The organism is Caballeronia sp. LP006 (genome assembly GCF_031450995.1).
Lineage (GTDB): Bacteria > Pseudomonadota > Gammaproteobacteria > Burkholderiales > Burkholderiaceae > Caballeronia.
The window spans coordinates 1,034,729-1,053,066 of record NZ_JARTVW010000005.1; the positions used below are offsets into that span (position 1 = coordinate 1,034,729).

Sequence of the window (18,338 nt, forward strand, 5' to 3'; positions counted from 1 at the left end):
GGCGATCATTTTCCTTTGGAATTGATGATCGCTTCGGACACGTTGGACGGCGTCTCGGTGTAGTGCTTGAACTCCATCGTGTAGGTCGCGCGGCCTTGCGTGAGCGAACGCAGCGAAGTGGAGTAGCCGAACATCTCGGCCAGCGGCACCTCGGCGCGCACGATCTTGCCGCCGCCGCCCGCGATATCGTCCATGCCCTGCACGATGCCGCGACGGCTCGACAGATCGCCCATCACGTTGCCCATGAACTCCTCGGGCGTTTCCACTTCGACGGCCATGGTCGGTTCGAGCAGCACCGGCCGCGCGCGGCGCATCGCTTCCTTGAACGCGATGGAGCCTGCCATGCGGAAGGCGTTTTCGTTCGAATCGACATCGTGATAGGAACCGAAGGTCAGCGTTACTTTGGTGTCGACGACAGGATAGCCCGCCAGCACGCCTGCCTTGAGCGTTTCCTGAATGCCCTTGTCGACCGCCGGGATGTATTCGCGCGGGATCACGCCGCCCTTGATGGCATCGACGAATTCGTAGCCCTTGCCAGGGTCCGGTTCGAGCGTGATGACCGCATGGCCGTATTGGCCGCGCCCGCCCGACTGCTTGACGAACTTGCCTTCCACGTCCGTGACCTTGTTGCGCACCGTCTCGCGATACGCCACTTGCGGCTTGCCGACCGTCGCTTCGACGCCGAACTCGCGCTTCATCCGGTCGACGAGAATTTCAAGGTGCAGTTCGCCCATGCCGGAGATGATGGTCTGACCGGATTCCTCGTCGCTCGTGACGCGGAACGACGGATCTTCCTGCGCAAGCCGGTTCAGCGCGATACCCATCTTTTCCTGGTCGGCCTTCGTCTTCGGCTCGACGGCCTGCGAGATCACCGGTTCCGGGAAGATCATCCGTTCGAGGATGATGACGTGGTTCGGATCGCAGAGCGTGTCGCCCGTGGTCGCTTCCTTGAGACCGACCGCCGCCGCGATGTCGCCCGCGCGCACTTCCTTGATTTCCTTGCGCTCGTTGGCGTGCATCTGCAGGATACGGCCGAGGCGTTCCTTCTTTTCCTTCACCGGGTTGTAGACCGTATCGCCGGAATTCACGACGCCCGAATACGTGCGGAAGAAGATCAACTGGCCGACGAACGGGTCCGTCATGATCTTGAAGGCGAGGGCGGCGAACGGCTCGTCATCGCTCGGATGGCGTTCCGCTTCCTGGTCGTCTTCCGTGTGGCCAAGGATGGCGGGCACGTCCACCGGCGACGGCAGATAGTCGATCACCGCGTCGAGCATGGCCTGCACGCCCTTGTTCTTGAACGCGCTGCCGCAAAGCATCGGCACGATTTCGTTGGCGATGGTGCGTTGTCTGAGCGCCGCCTTGATTTCTTCCTCGGTCAGGCTTTCGTGGTTCTCGAGGTACTTTTCGAGCAGTTCCTCGTTGGCTTCGGCGGCGGCCTCGACCATCTTGCCGTGCCATTCGTGCGCGAGTTCCTTGAGGTTGTCGGGAATCTCCGCATAGGTGAACTTGATGCCCTGGCTGTCGTCGTCCCAGAGAATGGCCTTCATCTTCACGAGATCGACCACGCCCTGAAAGTGATCTTCCGCGCCGATGGGAATTTGAATCGGCACGGCCACGCCCTTCAGACGCTCGCCGATTTGCCGCTGCACGCGGAAAAAATCCGCGCCGACGCGGTCCATCTTGTTGACGAACGCAATGCGCGGCACCTTGTACTTGTTCGCCTGACGCCACACGGTTTCCGACTGCGGCTGCACGCCGCCGACCGAGTCGTAGACCATGCACGCGCCATCGAGCACGCGCATCGAGCGTTCGACTTCGATGGTGAAGTCGACGTGTCCCGGCGTATCGATGATATTGATACGGTGTTCAGGGTAATTGCCCGCCATGCCTTTCCAGAAGGCCGTGGTTGCAGCCGACGTGATCGTGATGCCGCGCTCCTGCTCCTGTTCCATCCAGTCCATCGTGGCCGCGCCGTCGTGCACCTCGCCGATCTTGTGCGTCACGCCGGTGTAGAAAAGAATGCGCTCGGTGGTGGTGGTCTTGCCGGCGTCGATGTGAGCGCTGATGCCGATATTCCGGTAGCGCTCGATGGGAGTCTTGCGGGGCACGTGAACCTCCTTTGGAGTAGTAAGCCCTGGCGGCATGCGCATATTCCGTGCACGCCGCCACACGATTGCCGTCCGGGCTCGCAACGGCATCGCGATAATCTTTTCAGGATAGCGCGTTGGCAAGGTCTTTGCAGGAAACTCGTTGGAACGCTCCTGCGGCAATCGAAAAGGCTCGGAGACGGCCATATGCGGCCGGTATGGACGAAAAAAAGGCGCGTTCACGTGACGCGCCTCTTTATCTTTCCAGCGATTGCCGCGATTACTGTGCGGCCGGCAAGCCCGAAATCTTCGTTCCCGGCTTGATGCCTTTGGCCGTGAACCAGCCCTTGCTCATTTCGAGGGCATAAACGCCGTTGTTGCGCGGGCAATGGTTGTTCTCGGTTTCGGCTTGCATCTCGTCGATGTCGGTGACGGTGCCATCCGCGCGAATGAACGCGATCGACAGCGGGATCAGCGTGTTCTTCATCCAGAAGCAGTGGACCGCGTTTTCCTGAAACACGAAGAGCATGCCTTCGTTCGATGCAAGCTGCGTGCGATACATGAGGCCTTGCTCGCGATCGGCATCGTTGGCGGCGACAGCGGCATCGATCACGAACATGCCGGCGGTGAGTCTTGCGCGGGGGAAATCGGAAGGTTGCTTGGCACCGGGCGGCATGGTCTGCGCTTGTGCAAGCGGCATTGCCGCAAACGGCAACAACAACGCAATAGTTAATGCTCGCACGGCGGCAAGCGCGCGGCTCGCAATGCGCGAACGCCAATTTGAATGATTCGGACCGAATGAAGACTTCAAGGCATGAAACAACGGAATCACGACGATGCTCCTTATCAAGAATCGATGCGCCGAGAATCCGGCAGGCTCACGGCAAACTCGCGAATGTTACTCGAAGCGCGTGCCATGAGGCGAGTCGATAAAACAAAAGGGCAGATGCCGTGTTGGCCATCTGCCCTTCAACGCCGTAAAGACGGCGATATTGCTCGTTATTGATTTTGCAGGTACTGCAACATCGAACTTCGCTATACCGCCTCTTACAACGAACTTACTGAGCTGCCGAAGCGGCTTCCGGTGCCGAAGCGGCAGCCTTCTTGTGCGCGTGCTTCTTCGAGCTCTTGTGCGACTTGTGAGCCTTCTTTGCCGGTGCCGACGAAGCAGCAGCCGGAGCAGCAGCTTCCGGTGCCGATGCTTGTGCGAATGCAGCCGTTGCGAACAGGCCAGCGACGAGAGCAGCGATCAGTTTGTTCATTTGTGAATCCTCTAGCTTGAGTTGATTAACCAAACGACCCGGTCATGGAGTCATGTCGGTAAACGAGCCATCCACCTTTCGGTTGACAGTCGTATCGATGATCTGGTCTTCGATACAGCTGTGAGCGCTTTGACCTTTCAAATACCCTGGAGCACACAGCATATTCAATTGGTTTATCGCTCATGCCGGATAGCTTTGTTCGGCATCTGCGGTCCTTAACGCATCGCGTGAAGACTCGGTTGACGTCGTTTCAAAGAGATTTGCGAACGCGCGGCAAAAAGTTTCTCGGCGCTTTGCACGCGTGGTTACACGACACGCCATTTAAACGCACGACGTGACGCTTATCGTCGATAAAGCTTTAAGCGCGTCGCCACGGCGCGCGCGCATTCACCTCGATGCATTCGCCCGGCGCGAGTCCGAGCGCGAAGATATCGAGTGCGCCGACAGCCACGCGCACGAGCCGCAACGTCGGATAGCCCACGGCTGCGGTCATGCGCCTGACCTGCCGGTTCTTGCCCTCGGTGATGGCGAGCTCGATCCACGTCGTGGGGATTGCCGCGCGATAGCGGATCGGCGGATTGCGCGGCCAGAGCGCGTCGCTATCTTCTTGGGCGACGAAGGCGCTTTGGCACGGACGCGTCACGTAGTCGCCCAGATCGACGCCTTTCGCGAGATGCGCGAGCGCGGCATCGTCAGGGGCGCCTTCCACTTGCGCCCAATAACGCTTGACGAGCTTGTGACGCGGCTCGGCAATACGCGCCTGCAACGCGCCATCGTCGGTGAGTAAAAGCAGGCCTTCGCTGTCGGCGTCGAGCCGGCCCGCCGGGTACACGCCCGGCGTCTTTACCCAGTCGCCGAGCGAGGGACGCGTTTCGTGCGCGGAAAACTGGCAGATGGTGCCGAAGGGTTTATTGAGCGCGATGAGCGGCATCGGAGGAAGGCGCGGCGGAATTCGAAGCGGCATCTTAATGCATAATGAGCCGCCCCCAATCCTGACGCGAGCCGACGCAAGCGCGACGCCAGGCCTCGAACGGCGACCGGCTGTACTCGCGCGTGGTTAGAATGCTGTTCTGGCCATGCTCGCGGGCGCCGTCGACGTTCATGGTCCGCGAATCGTCCGCACTATCGCGCCAGCTTCCATTCGAGCCCGGCCTTCTTTGGAGTCGACCATGCCGTATCAGCACATCCAGGTTCCGGCGGACGGTGAAAAGATCACCGTCAACGCGGATTACTCGCTCAACGTCCCGGATCAGCCGATCATCCCGTATATCGAGGGTGACGGTACGGGCGTCGACATCACGCCGGTCATGATCAAAGTGGTCGATGCGGCGGTCGAGCGGGCCTACGGTGGCAAGCGCAAGATTCAATGGATGGAGATCTTCGCGGGCGAGAAGGCGACGCGCGTCTACGGTCCCGACGTCTGGCTGCCGGACGAAACGCTCGACGTGGTGAAGGAATACCTCGTGTCCATCAAGGGACCGCTCACGACGCCGGTGGGCGGCGGCATTCGCTCGCTCAACGTCGCGCTGCGCCAGCAGCTGGACCTCTACGTTTGTCTGCGGCCGGTGCGCTACTTCAAAGGCGTGCCTTCGCCCGTGCGCGAGCCAGAAAAGGTCGACATGGTGATCTTTCGCGAGAACTCGGAAGACATCTATGCGGGCGTTGAGTGGCCCGCCGAATCGCCGGAAGCGAAGAAGGTCATCCAATTTCTGCGCGAGGAAATGGGCGTGAAGAAGATCCGCTTTCCGGACTCGTCGGGGCTCGGCATCAAGCCGGTGTCGCGCGAGGGCACCGAGCGGCTCGTGCGCAAGGCAATTCAATACGCCATCGACAACGAGCGCCGCTCGGTTTCACTCGTGCACAAGGGCAACATCATGAAGTTCACCGAGGGCGCGTTCCGCGATTACGGCTATGCGCTCGCGCAGAAGGAGTTCGGCGCGGAACTGATCGACGGCGGCCCTTGGATGAAGGTGAAAAATCCGAAGACGGGTGGCGATATCGTCGTCAAGGACGTGATCGCGGATGCGTTCCTACAGCAGATTCTTTTGCGCCCCGCCGAATACGACGTGATCGCCACGCTGAACTTGAACGGCGATTACATTTCCGATGCGCTCGCGGCGCAGGTCGGCGGGATCGGCATTGCGCCGGGCGCCAATATGTCGGACTCGGTTGCAATGTTCGAAGCCACTCACGGCACCGCGCCGAAGTACGCCGGCAAGGATTATGTGAATCCGGGATCGGAAATTTTGTCTGCCGAGATGATGCTGCGTCATCTCGGCTGGACCGAGGCGGCGGATCGAATCATCGATTCAATGGAACAATCCATTCTGTCCAAACGCGTTACTTACGACTTCGCGCGTCTCATGGAAGGCGCGACGCAAGTTTCATGTTCGGGTTTCGGCGAAGTAATGATCGAGAATATGTGACTGCGCGGCCGCAACGAATCACCGGTATTTGCATTAAAACCCCAAGGGTTTAAAGTCTTTGGGGTTTTGTCTTTGGTAAAACGCGTAGAAACAGGCAATAAAAAAACCCGGCCTGGGCCGGGTTTCAAAGGCTTTGCGCTTCTTACGGTCAGTCCGCGTCTCAGACAGTGTCCTGGATGTTGGAAGCCTGCTTGCCCTTCGGTCCCTGGACGATCTCGAAGGAGACCTTCTGGCCTTCCTTGAGCGTCTTGAAACCGTTCATTTGAATCGCCGAGAAATGTGCAAACAGATCCTCGCCGCCTTCATCGGGCGTGATGAATCCGTAACCTTTCGCGTCGTTAAACCATTTGACCGTACCAGTAGACATTCGTACATCCCCTCTAACTCTCGTCGCAACCAGAGCACGCTCGAAAAGCTCGTCGGCCACCCCACTTTGTGAACCGCGTCCTCCTCACTAGCTCACCTCGGCTCTTTTTCTATTTCCGGAGGCCCCCGGAAAAAAGTGCCAGTTTGATTGTTGAATCTCTTAAATCGGGTGTCAAGGAAATTTTGAGATGGCCGTTAAGCTCGTTGTGTATGTCGCATTCGTAGGGTAATTCCTGCATTGCGTGTGCGTAGCCGCCCAAGCAAGCCATCTTGAAAAGTCGCATAATCGTCTCACTTGTGTGGTAACCCGGCGGCCCCCGGCACCCGGCGTGCAGTTTGTTTTTTTTGAAGCTGTGCGATACTGGTTTCAACGAGGTGCAAGCGGGCCGCGCTGACGTGATAAGCAGCGGCAGGATTGAATGGACGTTCCATCTGCGAGCGTTGCAGCCAGCAGTAACATCGACCGGGTGACCGGCGCTGGTGCGACGATTGCGATGGAATCGGTGTTGTTTAGAATGGGTGTATGGCGACAAATCCCAACAAGCAGGACGGCACGGTACTTGAGCGGCAGGAGCAGAAGCTCAAGCAGCCGGCGATGTACAAGGTAGTGCTGCTGAACGACGACTTCACGCCGATGGAATTCGTCGTGATGATCGTGCAGGAATACTTCAATAAGGATCGTGAGACTGCGACGCAGATCATGCTGAAGGTTCATCGCGAAGGCAGGGGAGTTTGTGGGGTCTACACGCGAGACATTGCGTCGACCAAAGTTGAGCAAGTCGTTAGCCATGCACGGCAGGCGGGTCATCCGCTGCAGTGCGTGATGGAGGAAGCATGATTGCCCAGGAACTGGAAGTCAGTCTGCACATGGCGTTTATGGAAGCACGTCAGGCGCGGCATGAGTTCATTACGGTCGAGCATCTCTTGCTCGCCCTTTTGGACAATCCGACCGCGGCTGAGGTGTTGCGTGCCTGCGCAGCCAACATTGAAGATTTGCGTCAGAACCTGCGCAATTTCATTCATGACAACACGCCGACCGTGCCCGGCACGGACGACGTCGATACTCAGCCGACGCTTGGTTTCCAGCGCGTGATTCAACGCGCGATCATGCATGTGCAATCGACCTCGAACGGCAAGAAGGAAGTGACCGGCGCGAATGTGCTCGTCGCGATCTTCGGCGAGAAGGATTCGCATGCGGTCTACTACCTGCAACAGCAGGGCGTGACGCGTCTCGATGTCGTGAATTTCATTTCGCATGGTATTGCCAAGAGCAGTAGCGGCGATGCGGCCAAGGCGAGCAGCGAGGCGAATCCGGAGTCGGAAGACGCCGCGGCGCAGAAGGAAACGCCGCTCGCGCAATTCACGCAAAACCTCAACCAAAGCGCGAAGGACGGCAAGATCGATCCGCTGATCGGCCGCGAGTCCGAAGTCGAGCGCGTGGTGCAGGTGCTGTGCCGTCGCCGCAAGAACAATCCGCTGCTGGTCGGCGAAGCGGGCGTGGGCAAGACCGCGATTGCGGAAGGCCTCGCCTGGCGCATCACGCGCGGCGAAGTGCCGGACATTCTGGCCGACGCTCAGGTCTACTCGCTCGATATGGGCGCGTTGCTGGCGGGCACGAAGTATCGCGGCGACTTCGAGCAGCGTCTCAAGACGGTATTGAAGGAACTGAAAGAGCGTCCGCACGCCATTCTGTTCATCGACGAAATTCATACGCTGATCGGCGCTGGCGCGGCTTCGGGCGGTACGCTCGACGCGTCGAACCTGCTGAAGCCGGCGTTGTCGTCGGGACAGTTGAAGTGCATTGGCGCGACCACGTTCACCGAATATCGCGGCATCTTCGAGAAGGACGCGGCGCTTTCGCGGCGTTTCCAGAAGGTCGATGTCACCGAGCCTTCGGTCGAGCAGACAGTTGCGATTCTGCGCGGTTTGAAGTCGCGTTTCGAAGAGCACCACGGCGTGAAATATTCGTCGGGCGCGCTGTCGGCGGCGGCTGAACTGTCGGCGCGCTTCATTACGGATCGTCATCTGCCGGACAAGGCGATCGACGTGATCGACGAAGCGGGCGCGGCCCAGCGCATTTTGCCGAAGTCGAAGCAGAAGAAGACTATTGGAAAGAGCGAGATCGAAGAGATCATCTCGAAGATCGCGCGCGTCCCGCCGCAAAGCGTGTCGCAGGACGATCGCAGCAAGCTTCAGACGCTCGATCGCGACCTGAAGGCGGTCGTGTTCGGTCAGGATCCGGCTATCGATGCGCTGTCGGCGTCGATCAAGATGGCGCGTGCGGGTCTCGGCAAGATGGACAAGCCGATCGGCGCGTTCCTGTTTTCCGGCCCGACCGGTGTCGGCAAGACCGAAGTCGCGAAACAACTGGCGTTCACGCTGGGTATCGAGTTGTTGCGCTTCGACATGTCGGAATACATGGAGCGTCACGCGGTGAGCCGGTTGATCGGCGCGCCGCCGGGCTACGTCGGGTTCGACCAGGGCGGTTTGCTGACCGAGGCCGTCACGAAGAAGCCGCATTGCGTGCTGCTGCTGGACGAAATCGAGAAGGCGCACCCGGACATCTACAACGTGCTGTTGCAGGTGATGGACCACGGCACCTTGACCGACAACAATGGCCGCAAGGCGGACTTCCGCAATGTCATCATCATCATGACGACGAACGCGGGCGCCGAGGCCATGGGCAAGGCGGTGATCGGTTTCACCGCGAAGCGCGAGTCGGGCGACGAAATGGCCGACATCAAGCGGATGTTTACGCCTGAGTTCCGCAACCGGCTGGATCAGATCATCAGCTTCCGTTCGCTGGACGAGGAAATCATCCTGCGCGTGGTCGACAAGTTCCTCATGCAACTGGAAGATCAGCTGCACGAGAAGAAGGTCGACGCGGTCTTTACCGACGCATTGCGCAAGCATTTGGCGAAGCACGGTTTCGATCCGCTGATGGGCGCGCGACCGATGCAGCGTCTGATTCAGGACACCATCCGCCGCGCACTCGCCGACGAGTTGTTGTTCGGCAAGCTGCTCAACGGTGGTCGCGTGACGGTGGACGTCGATGCGGAAGACAAGGTGCAACTGACCTTCGACGAAAACACGGCTCCGCCGCGTAATCCGAATCCGGAAGCGATCGAGGTAGATTGAGCTTTTTGCGGTTGAAGACAAAAACGGCGCGGATCGAATCCGCGCCGTTTTTTTTACGCGTCTCGCCCAGATTCCTAGTGATCGAGCGAGATCGGGTTATCCATATAGATATTCAGCTTCTGTCTGGTCCACGGTTCCGGGTTGCCTATGGTCGTGACGATGCCCGTCGTCGCGCCGCCGCCGAGCAACAAGGTGAAGATGCCACGCAGTGGAAAGTCGCCGTAGAGGGGGGTGGTGATATCGAACGGCTCGGAGCGCGTGAACATGTCCGCGACCGTGTTGCCCATGTATTGCGTGAACGCATCCGGGAAAGGCAGCGCAAGCACGGTTGCATTGACGTGGCTCGCATCCGAGCCGATTGCCGGATCGCCGAGAATGCAGCTTCCGCCCGTGCCCCAGTGCTGCGAATCGAACGGGTCCGCGACCGGGTCGTCAACGGTCGGTATGTGGCTGGCTGGAATTTGCCACGGCATCACGGGCAACTTGAGCGCACGACTGACGGCCTTGCAAAAGTCGAAAAAGCGATCCCATTCGCGTGGGCCGTAGCAGTAGCCATTCTCGTAGGCGCGCTGAGTAAAGTCGTCGGCTTCGTACCGGTCGATAGCCAGAAAGTCGGGCTTGTACGGCTCGTCGTAGACGCCAAGGCTCTGGACATAGCTCGCCGTCTGCTGCGCCATTTGCGCGGGATCGACGTCGGCCTCGTAGATCCACTCCGAGTAGCCCACACCCCAAAGGTTGATCTGCCAGCCGAAAGTCACCTTGGGCGCGATGGTGCGCGTCAGCCAGTTCACGGCCAGCACGTAGCCTTTGATGTCCTCCGTGACGTTAGCGGGAATCGTGGCCGTGACCTGCCAGTGATCGAGCGCGGTCTGCAGCGGCGCGCGTACCGGCATCGCGTAAGTTGGAGCATATTTACCCTGCTCGCATGAGCCGAGGAAGTCAGGATTCACGATGAATCCCGCAGGCACCGGATGCGCGCTGTCGATTGCCTCGTTCGCGATATTGAGCGCCAGAATGTAGTTCGCGAAGCTGTGTGCGTGAGCGTCCGCGTTCGCCAACTGGTCCGGCGTGTCGCCGAGCGACAGGTTGCAGGTGTAGGACACCATTACGGGCAGCACCGGCTGCACATTGCCCAGGTCGTCCTCGACTGAACGGGCGAGCGAGATCGTCGCGCGGGTCTGAGGGTCGTCCGTCAGATACGTGCTGGCGTCGCCAGCGCCGTCCGTTCCGGCATAACAGAAGATCGAAGTTGCGCGCGCGGCGACGAAATCCGCTTCATTGCTCGGCACGAGATCGGTACAGCCGCCGAACGACAGATAGTTCGGAAAGCCGGGCACGGTGAGATTGGCGGAGGTCGTAATGTTCACATCGAGATGCGCGCTCTCGTCGTTCGTCACGTTGAGCGAGGACGGTGCCTCGACGACATAGACCACGCCCGCGAGAAGGAAATCGCCCGCCGTCGTGCTATAGCTGCCTGGCTGTATCGGAACGGCAAATGCCGTCTGTTGCGACTTGGCGGATACGTTCTGCACATAGGTCATGGAACCGCCCGTCAGACGCAATTCGATCGCATGATCGACCGCATCCTGAGCCGTGATATTGATCGGCAGCTCGACATAGCCCGTGGTGGGGACGTTCGAGGTGGTGATCATCGAATCACTGATCGTCAACGTTTGCAGTGCGTTCGTCAGCGTGACGAGCGGCACCGAGAACGAGTATTCGACATTATTGAGCGCGACGTTTTGAATCGAGACTCGTGCGCTGCCCGAGGGTGGCAGCTTGCGTAGCGAAACGACGCTGTTCGTCCGGGTGTCGAATAATGCGAGCGTCGCGCCGGTCTCGATGTCGTTCACCGTCACATGAAGCGTTTCGGTCGAAAGGCCGGTAAGCGCGCTAAACGAGAGATCGAGCGAACAGTAATATTCCACCGGACCAAAGCTCGCTTTAAGCGACGAGGTTTGACCCGCCACGATCTTGACGGTCGACTGGTCCACGAGCAACGGAGCGAGGACCGTCTCATCGCCCGTGACAACAGGGTTGGCTATCACGCTATACGTGCCTTGTTCCAGTTCGGACGTACACGTCTGGTCATAGCAAAGGACGACGGTGACGGCCGCGTCCCCCTGAGTCAGCGTGAGTGTGGGAAGCACACCGGACAGCGCGGGATCGGGCACGGCCGGACACGTGATTGACAGGGTTCCTTCGATATCGGGCGACTGGTCCGCCGCGAAGGTGAACGAATTGAGCCACGTGTCGGGGCTGGCTACCAGATTCCCATTGATGCCGATGGTGATCTGATCCGCCGGCTGCATCGTGTAGGACGTGGTGTAGTCGATCGTCACGGTGGCGTCGAAAGTGCCGTCGCCCAGCTGCGAAACGTCGGCGGTAATGTCTCCGATCACGTACACGGCATACGCTGGCGTGATTGCCGTAGCGTCGATATTGGCTGGGGAGTGAAAGTTGAACGCAAGATAGTTGTCGACCGTGACCGCGCTGTCGTCTTCATAGCGCAGGTTGGAGACGATGATCGTGCCGTACCATTCATTGGCGCCCGCACCGACGACTGCATCATATTTGATCTGCATGTTCTTGCTCCATCCGTTATTTCGGCTGGAATCATTATCAATTCGATATACGAAATAATAACGAGCCGATTTGTGAACCTACTTTATTTAAGTACGTACAACGAACTAATTGGAATGTGTCTTGTTTGTTGGCTCCTAGAACAATCAAGATATTGAGAATCTCGATAGCCGCTGCCAGCTTATCGAGGCGTGGTGCCGAACACCTTTAAATCAGTTCGACACCCGATTTATAGGTGGCGGAAATAAATGCCAGAATGGGAGAAATCCGAGATTTGCGCACCGTATCGGGGCGCGCGCCGGGGATGGCGCTCGAATAGAAAACGACTGATCGGGCCGTTGCAGCCCGACCTATGCGGCTTAGTGCTTGCCCGTGCTACCGAAACCACCCGCGCCACGCGCGCTGGCATCGAAATCGTCGACGATATTGAACTGTGCCTGCACCACCGGCACGATCACCAATTGCGCAAGACGCTCCATCGGGTTCAACATGAATGCAGTGTCCCCGCGATTCCATGTCGATACCATCAGTTGCCCTTGATAATCCGAATCGATCAGACCGACCAGATTGCCAAGCACGATGCCATGCTTATGACCGAGTCCTGATCGCGGCAGAATTAGCGCCGCATAACCGGGGTCCGCGAGATGAATGGCGAGGCCAGTGGGCACGAGCACGGTTTGATGCGGCTCGATGACCATCGGCTCGTCCAGACACGCGCGCAGGTCGAGGCCCGCGCTGCCAGGCGTGGCATACGCGGGCAGGAAATCGCGCATGCGCGCATCGAGAATCTTGACGTCGAGTTTCATACGTTCTTTTGAGCGTGGCGGCCGAGTTCGAATGCCTCGGCGAGAAGTTGATAGGACCGCGTGCGCGCAGCATAGCTGCCGGCGACTGTAAGGACGATGAGTTCATCGGCGTCGAATTGCTCTTGCAGCGCATGCAGCTTTTCCGTCACGCGCTCTGGCGTGCCGATGATACTGCGCGCTTTCTCATGCGCGATCACTGCGAGCTCGCGTTCGCCGTAGACCTGCGAGATGCCCTGCGCAATCGACGGAATAGGCTGATTCAAACCATAAGCCATTTGCACGCGCCGCAGATCCACCGCGCGTTCGAGCGCATCGGCTTCCTTGTCGGTATCGGCGCAAATCACGAAAACGGCTGCGGCGAGATAAGGCTTCTCCTCGTGGCCGGCCGTGAAACGCTCGCGATAAGCCTCCGCCACGCGATGCCCATACTGCGCGTTGATGAAGTGCGCAAACGCAAAGCGAATGCCGAGTTGCGCGGCGAGCAAGCCGCCGAAATCACTGGAGCCGAGCATCCACAGTTGCGGACGCGTTTCGATCTGCGGCTGAAGCAGCACGCTTTTCGCGAGTGAATCGTCGGGCAGTTCGCCTTTGAAAAGCGCGACGAGTTCGGCCACTTGCTGCGGGAAAATGTCGCCGCGATTGTATGAACCCGCGGCCACCGCCTGCGCCGTGCGCATGTCGCCGCCCGGCGCGCGCCCGACACCCAAGTCCACGCGATTCGGAAACAGCGCTTCGAGCATCAGGAACTGTTCGGCCACCTTGAACGAACTGTAGTAGGGCAGCATGACACCGCCCGAGCCAATGCGGATACGTTTCGTGAGACTTCCGATACGCGCGAGCATCACTTCCGGACACGGGTTCGACACACCGTACAAACCGTGATGCTCCGCGCACCAGTAGCGCGTGTAGCCGAGGTCGTCCGCGAGTTGCGCGAGATCGAGCGTGGCCGCGATGGCATCCGCGGTCGAGTGACCGTGGATCACAGGCGTCTGGTCTAAAACCGAGAGCTTTGTCATGGGCTTAGGAGAGTATCGAGCCGCCGCCGCGTGGCGCGCGTTTCGCTATTTCGCCGATCAGCGTGCGAGCAAGCGTCGCTTTGTCGGCGCGCGGCAAGGGTGTCGCGCCGGATGCTTCGAAGAGCACGACTTCGTTGTCGTCGCGGCCGAACGTGAGCGGACCGAGATTGCCGATCAGAAGCGGCACGTTTTTGCGCTTGCGCTTCTCTTCGCCGTGAACGTCAAGATCGCCGGTTTCCGCCGCGAAGCCGACGCAATAGGGCGGGTTCGGCTGCTTGGCCACCAACGCAAGAATGTCCGGATTCTCGACGAACTCGAATGATGGCAACGGCTGACCCGCGACCTTCTTGATCTTGTGCTCGCTGACATGATCCACACGCCAGTCCGCGACCGCCGCGACCGCGATGAAAATGTCCGCATCGGGCGTGGCCTGCATGACGGCGTCATGCATCTGCATGGCCGTCTGCACGTCTTGCCGAAACACGCCCCAGGGCGTTGGCAGCGAAACGGGCCCCGCCACCAGATGCACGTCCGCGCCGGCTTGCGCTGCCGCACGCGCGAGCGCGAAGCCCATCTTTCCTGATGAACGGTTCGTGATGCCGCGCACGGGATCGAGCGGCTCGAAAGTCGGGCCGGCCGTGATGAGCACGCGCTGACCGCGCAAAATCTTAGGCTGGAAGAAGGCGCAGATGGCTTCGAACGTGGCTTCGGGTTCGAGCATGCGTCCGTCGCCGACCTCGCCGCACGCTTGCGAGCCCGAATCCGGTCCCAACACCTCGATGCCATCCCCGCGAACCTGCGCGACGTTGCGCTGCGTGGCCGGGTTTTGCCACATCTGCTTGTTCATGGCGGGCACGACGAGCAGCGGACAATCGCGTGCAATGCACAAGGTCGAGAGCAGGTCGTCGCACATGCCGTGCGCGAGTTTCGCGAGAAAGTCGGTGGATGCGGGCGCGATGACGATGGCATCCGCCTCGCGCGAAAGATCGATATGCGGCATGTTGTTCGGCATGCGCGCGTCCCATTGCGAGGTGTAGACGGGACGGCCCGACAACGCCTGCATGGTGACTGGCGTGATGAACTGCGTGGCTGCTTCCGTCATCGCGATTTGCACGGTCGCGCCCGCCTTGATCAAGAGGCGCGTGAGTTCCGCGATCTTGTAGCAGGCGATACCGCCGGTGAGGCCAAGCACCAAATGCTTACCCGTGAGTTCGCTAGTCAACTTGCCTCCATCGATGCGAGACGCGCGGCTCTCTGTAAAGCCGCGCCGGAAACATCAGCGCGAACCGCGCACGCGCCGCAGTTCGTCGAACACGAGCAGGACCGCGCCGACCGTAATCGCGCTGTCGGCAAGGTTGAACGCGGGCCAGTGCCACGCGCGCACGTGAAAGTCCAGAAAGTCGATCACGTGACCATAAGCGATACGATCGATCACGTTGCCGATCGCGCCGCCCATGATGAGCGCGAGCGCCGTGCAGAAGAGCCGCTGCGCGGCGTGCTTCTTGAGCAGATAGCCAATCACGACAGCAGCCACCACGCCCAGCGCCGTGAACGCCCAGCGCTGCCAGCCGCCCGCCGCCGCGAGAAAGCTGAACGCGGCGCCGCGGTTATAGACGAGGAACAGGTTGAAGAAGGGCGTGAGCGCGTGCGGTTCGCCGTAAGCGAAAATCTTCTGCACCGCGATCTTGGTCAACTGATCGAACAGAATGACGATCAGCGCGACGCCGAGCCACGGCGCAAGTGAGCCACTACCGGAAGTTTGTTTCGACATCGTTCGAACCATTATGCCGCGCCCCGCGTTTCGCCAGCGCCGAAAAGGTTGGAGAAGCAGCGGCCGCACAGTCCCGGATGATCCGCGTGCGAGCCGACATCCGCACAGTAGTGCCAGCAGCGTTCGCACTTGAGATAGCTCGATGCGCTCACGTCCACGCCTTCTTCCGCTTCGCTCGCCACGCGCTCGAGCGCCGCCGATGACGTGATCAGCACGAAGCGCAACGCATCGCCGAGACTGGCGAGCGCGTCATAACGCGCGCCGCTTGCGCGCACGAGCACCTCGGCTTGCAGCGACGAGCCGATCAGATTGGCCGTCCGCGCTTCTTCCAGCGCCTTCGTCACGTCGCCGCGCGCGTTGCGGATGAGCGTCCACGTATCGAGCAATTCGCCCGCATTCGCCACTTCCGGATACGCGTGATAGACCTCGGTGAAGATGGTTTCCTGACCGGGCTTGAGCACCTTGTACGCCTCTTCCGCCGTGAACGACAAATACGGCGCGATGAGCCGCAGCAAGCCATGCGCGATGTGATAAAGCGCCGTCTGCGCGCTGCGGCGCTCGCGTGAATCGGGCTTCGTCGTGTAAAGACGATCCTTCAGCACGTCGAGATAGAAGCCGCCCAGGTCTTCCGAGCAGAACGTGGCGATCTTGGCGACGACCGGGTGGAACTCGTATTTCTCGTAATGCGCGAGCGCGTCGTCCTGCAGATTGCGCGACAGCGCGATCGCGTAACGATCGATTTCGAGCCAGTCTTCGACCGGCAACGCGTTCTTCTCGAAGTCGAAGTCGGACAGATTCGCGAGCAAGAAGCGCAGCGTGTTGCGGATACGCCGGTACGTCTCCGTCACGCGCTTCAGGATTTCCTCGGAGATCGCGAGCTCGCCGGAATAGTCCGTCGATGCGATCCACAAGCGAATGATTTCCGCGCCCAGACGGTTCGCCACCTCGTGCGGATCGACGCCATTGCCGAGCGACTTCGACATCTTGCGGCCTTCGCCATCGACCGTGAAGCCGTGCGTGAGAAGCGCGTCGTAGGGCGGGCGGCCGTCGAGCATGGATGCCGTCAACAGCGACGAATGGAACCAGCCGCGATGCTGGTCCGAACCTTCGAGATACAGGTCCGCCGGGAATTGCAGCGAGTCTTTGTGCGAGCCGCGCAGTACGTGCCAATGCGTGGTGCCGGAGTCGAACCAGACGTCGAGCGTGTCGCGGTTCTTTTCGTACATGTTGGCGTCGTCGCCGATCAGCGCGCGCGGGTCCAGCGCCTGCCACGTTTCTATCCCGCCTTGCTCGACGCGCTTCGCGACTTCCTCGAGCAATTCGAGCGTGCGCGGATGCAGTTCGCCCGTTTCCTTGTGCACGAAAAACGCCATGGGCACGCCCCACTGACGCTGACGCGAAAGCGTCCAGTCCGGGCGATTCGCGATCATGCTGTAAAGGCGCTGCTTGCCCCACGACGGATAGAACGCCGTATTCTCGACGCCTTCCAGCGCGGTCTCGCGCAGCGTCTTGCCGCCGTCCTTCGGCGTCACGTCCATGCCTGCGAACCATTGCGAGGTCGCGCGATAGATGATCGGCGTCTTGTGGCGCCAGCAATGCATGTAGCTGTGCGTGTATTTCTCGGTCTTGAGCAGCGAGCCCGCGCCTTCGAGCGCCTCGATGATCCGCGGATTCGCGTCCCAGATCGACAGTCCGCCGAAAAGCGGCAGCGATTCGATATAGCGGCCGTCGCCCATGACGGGGCTGACGATGTCGGAGTCCGACATGCCGTGCGCCTTGCACGACACGAAGTCTTCCACGCCGTACGCTGGCGACGAGTGCACGACGCCCGTGCCGCTTTCTGTCGTCACGTACTCACCGAGATACACGGGCGCCGTGCGCTTGTAGCCCGGATGCGCCGCCGCGAGCGGATGATGAAACCGCAGGTTCGCGAGCTTCGCACCCGTCGTCGTGGCGATGACTTCGCCCGGCAAGCCGTAGTTCTGCAGGCATGCCTCGACGCGCTCTTGCGCGAGGATGAGGAGGCCGCGCGGGGTATCGACGAGTGCGTAGACGATCTCCGGATGCACGTTCAGCGCCTGATTGGCGGGAATGGTCCAGGGCGTGGTCGTCCAGATGACGATGCCGCCTTCAGCCTTCGGCAACGCGGGCAAACCAAACGCCTGCGCGGTCTTTTCGGGTTCGGCGAACGCGAACAGCACGTCGATGGTCGGATCGGTCTTGTCCTTGTATTCGACTTCCGCTTCGGCCAGTGCCGAGCCGCAGTCGAAACACCAGTTCACGGGCTTGAGGCCCCGGAACACGTAGCCCTTTTCCATGATCTTGCCGAGCGCGCGGATTTCACCGGCTTCGTTCGCGAAGTTCATGGTCTTGTACGGATTGTCCCAGTCGCCGAGCACGCCAAGACGCCGGAAACCGACCTTCTGTTTCTCGATCTGCTCGCTCGCATAAGCGCGCGCCTTCTGCATGACTTCCGTGGCCGGCAGCGACTTGCCGAACTGCTTTTCGATCTGGATTTCGATCGGCATGCCGTGGCAATCCCAGCCCGGCACGTAGACCGCGTCGAAGCCCGCGAGATTGCGCGCCTTGACGATCATGTCTTTCAGAATCTTGTTGACCGCGTGACCCAGATGGATGTCGCCGTTCGCATACGGCGGGCCGTCGTGCAGGATGAACTTCTTGCGGCCCTTGCTGGCGGCGCGAATCTTCTCGTAGATCTTTTCGTCCTGCCATTCCTTCACCCACGCAGGTTCGCGCTTGGGCAAATCGCCGCGCATGGGGAACGGGGTGTCGAGCAGGTTGACGGGATATTTCGCAGCAGCTTTTTGTTTCTTGTCGCTCATGTGTGACTCGGTGAATTCGGTGAGACGGCGTCGCCGA

At 60.1% G+C, this 18,338-nt stretch carries 14 protein-coding genes; 3 read left to right on the plus strand and 11 right to left on the minus strand.

The window, feature by feature from the left end:
• Window positions 1-5: 5 nt before the first annotated feature.
• The 4 genes from fusA to P9250_RS21490 form a co-directional block, all read right to left on the minus strand.
• On the minus strand, window positions 6-2,111 hold the full coding sequence (fusA, locus tag P9250_RS21475) for an elongation factor G (protein ID WP_250463444.1): 2,106 nt from the start codon (window positions 2,109-2,111) through the stop codon (window positions 6-8).
• Between the two features lie 259 nt (window positions 2,112-2,370).
• The gene (locus tag P9250_RS21480; RefSeq protein WP_370652125.1) at window positions 2,371-2,913 is read right to left on the minus strand and encodes a DUF192 domain-containing protein; all 543 of its coding nucleotides are present in this window, start codon (window positions 2,911-2,913) and stop codon (window positions 2,371-2,373) included.
• A 235-nt stretch (window positions 2,914-3,148) separates the two neighbouring features.
• Window positions 3,149-3,352 carry a hypothetical protein gene (locus tag P9250_RS21485; RefSeq protein WP_244827208.1) on the minus strand — a complete coding sequence of 68 codons (204 nt, stop codon included), beginning with the start codon at window positions 3,350-3,352 and terminating at the stop codon, window positions 3,149-3,151.
• A gap of 358 nt (window positions 3,353-3,710) precedes the next feature.
• Window positions 3,711-4,283 carry a pseudouridine synthase gene (locus tag P9250_RS21490; RefSeq protein ID WP_310396831.1) on the minus strand — a complete coding sequence of 191 codons (573 nt, stop codon included), beginning with the start codon at window positions 4,281-4,283 and terminating at the stop codon, window positions 3,711-3,713.
• A gap of 238 nt (window positions 4,284-4,521) precedes the next feature.
• Here P9250_RS21490 and icd point away from each other — a divergent pair, with 238 nt between their 5' ends.
• Window positions 4,522-5,778, plus strand: a complete 1,257-nt coding sequence (gene icd, locus P9250_RS21495; protein WP_244827209.1) for an NADP-dependent isocitrate dehydrogenase — start codon at window positions 4,522-4,524, stop codon at window positions 5,776-5,778.
• Between the two features lie 160 nt (window positions 5,779-5,938).
• Here icd and P9250_RS21500 read toward each other — a convergent pair whose 3' ends face one another.
• Window positions 5,939-6,145 (minus strand): cold-shock protein, encoded by a 207-nt coding sequence (locus tag P9250_RS21500; RefSeq protein ID WP_244827210.1) that lies wholly within the window; start codon window positions 6,143-6,145, stop codon window positions 5,939-5,941.
• Between the two features lie 522 nt (window positions 6,146-6,667).
• Between P9250_RS21500 and clpS the strand changes: the two genes are divergently transcribed.
• The gene (gene clpS, locus P9250_RS21505; protein WP_244827211.1) at window positions 6,668-6,982 is read left to right on the plus strand and encodes an ATP-dependent Clp protease adapter ClpS; all 315 of its coding nucleotides are present in this window, start codon (window positions 6,668-6,670) and stop codon (window positions 6,980-6,982) included.
• Window positions 6,979-9,282: an ATP-dependent Clp protease ATP-binding subunit ClpA gene (clpA, locus tag P9250_RS21510; RefSeq protein WP_244827212.1), complete on the plus strand. Its 2,304-nt coding sequence runs from the start codon at window positions 6,979-6,981 to the stop codon at window positions 9,280-9,282. The genes clpS and clpA overlap by 4 nt, the downstream gene beginning before the upstream one ends.
• A 74-nt stretch (window positions 9,283-9,356) precedes the next feature.
• On the opposite strand, the gene P9250_RS21515 is transcribed toward clpA, so the two are convergent.
• The 6 genes from P9250_RS21515 to ileS form a co-directional block, all read right to left on the minus strand.
• Window positions 9,357-11,867, minus strand: coding sequence for a hypothetical protein (locus P9250_RS21515; protein WP_310395073.1), 2,511 nt, complete (start codon window positions 11,865-11,867; stop codon window positions 9,357-9,359).
• A gap of 357 nt (window positions 11,868-12,224) precedes the next feature.
• Window positions 12,225-12,671, minus strand: a complete 447-nt coding sequence (dut, locus tag P9250_RS21520) for a dUTP diphosphatase (protein WP_310395075.1) — start codon at window positions 12,669-12,671, stop codon at window positions 12,225-12,227.
• Window positions 12,668-13,687, minus strand: a complete 1,020-nt coding sequence (locus P9250_RS21525; RefSeq protein ID WP_310395076.1) for an LLM class flavin-dependent oxidoreductase — start codon at window positions 13,685-13,687, stop codon at window positions 12,668-12,670. Before P9250_RS21525 ends, dut begins: the two co-directional genes overlap by 4 nt.
• A 4-nt stretch (window positions 13,688-13,691) precedes the next feature.
• On the minus strand, window positions 13,692-14,909 hold the full coding sequence (gene coaBC / locus P9250_RS21530) for a bifunctional phosphopantothenoylcysteine decarboxylase/phosphopantothenate--cysteine ligase CoaBC (protein WP_310395078.1): 1,218 nt from the start codon (window positions 14,907-14,909) through the stop codon (window positions 13,692-13,694).
• Window positions 14,910-14,963: 54 nt separating this feature from the next.
• Window positions 14,964-15,470: a signal peptidase II gene (gene lspA / locus P9250_RS21535; RefSeq protein WP_244827217.1), complete on the minus strand. Its 507-nt coding sequence runs from the start codon at window positions 15,468-15,470 to the stop codon at window positions 14,964-14,966.
• Window positions 15,470-18,301, minus strand: a complete 2,832-nt coding sequence (ileS, locus tag P9250_RS21540) for an isoleucine--tRNA ligase (protein ID WP_310395080.1) — start codon at window positions 18,299-18,301, stop codon at window positions 15,470-15,472. The genes lspA and ileS overlap by 1 nt, the downstream gene beginning before the upstream one ends.
• Between the last annotated feature and the right edge of the window lie 37 nt (window positions 18,302-18,338).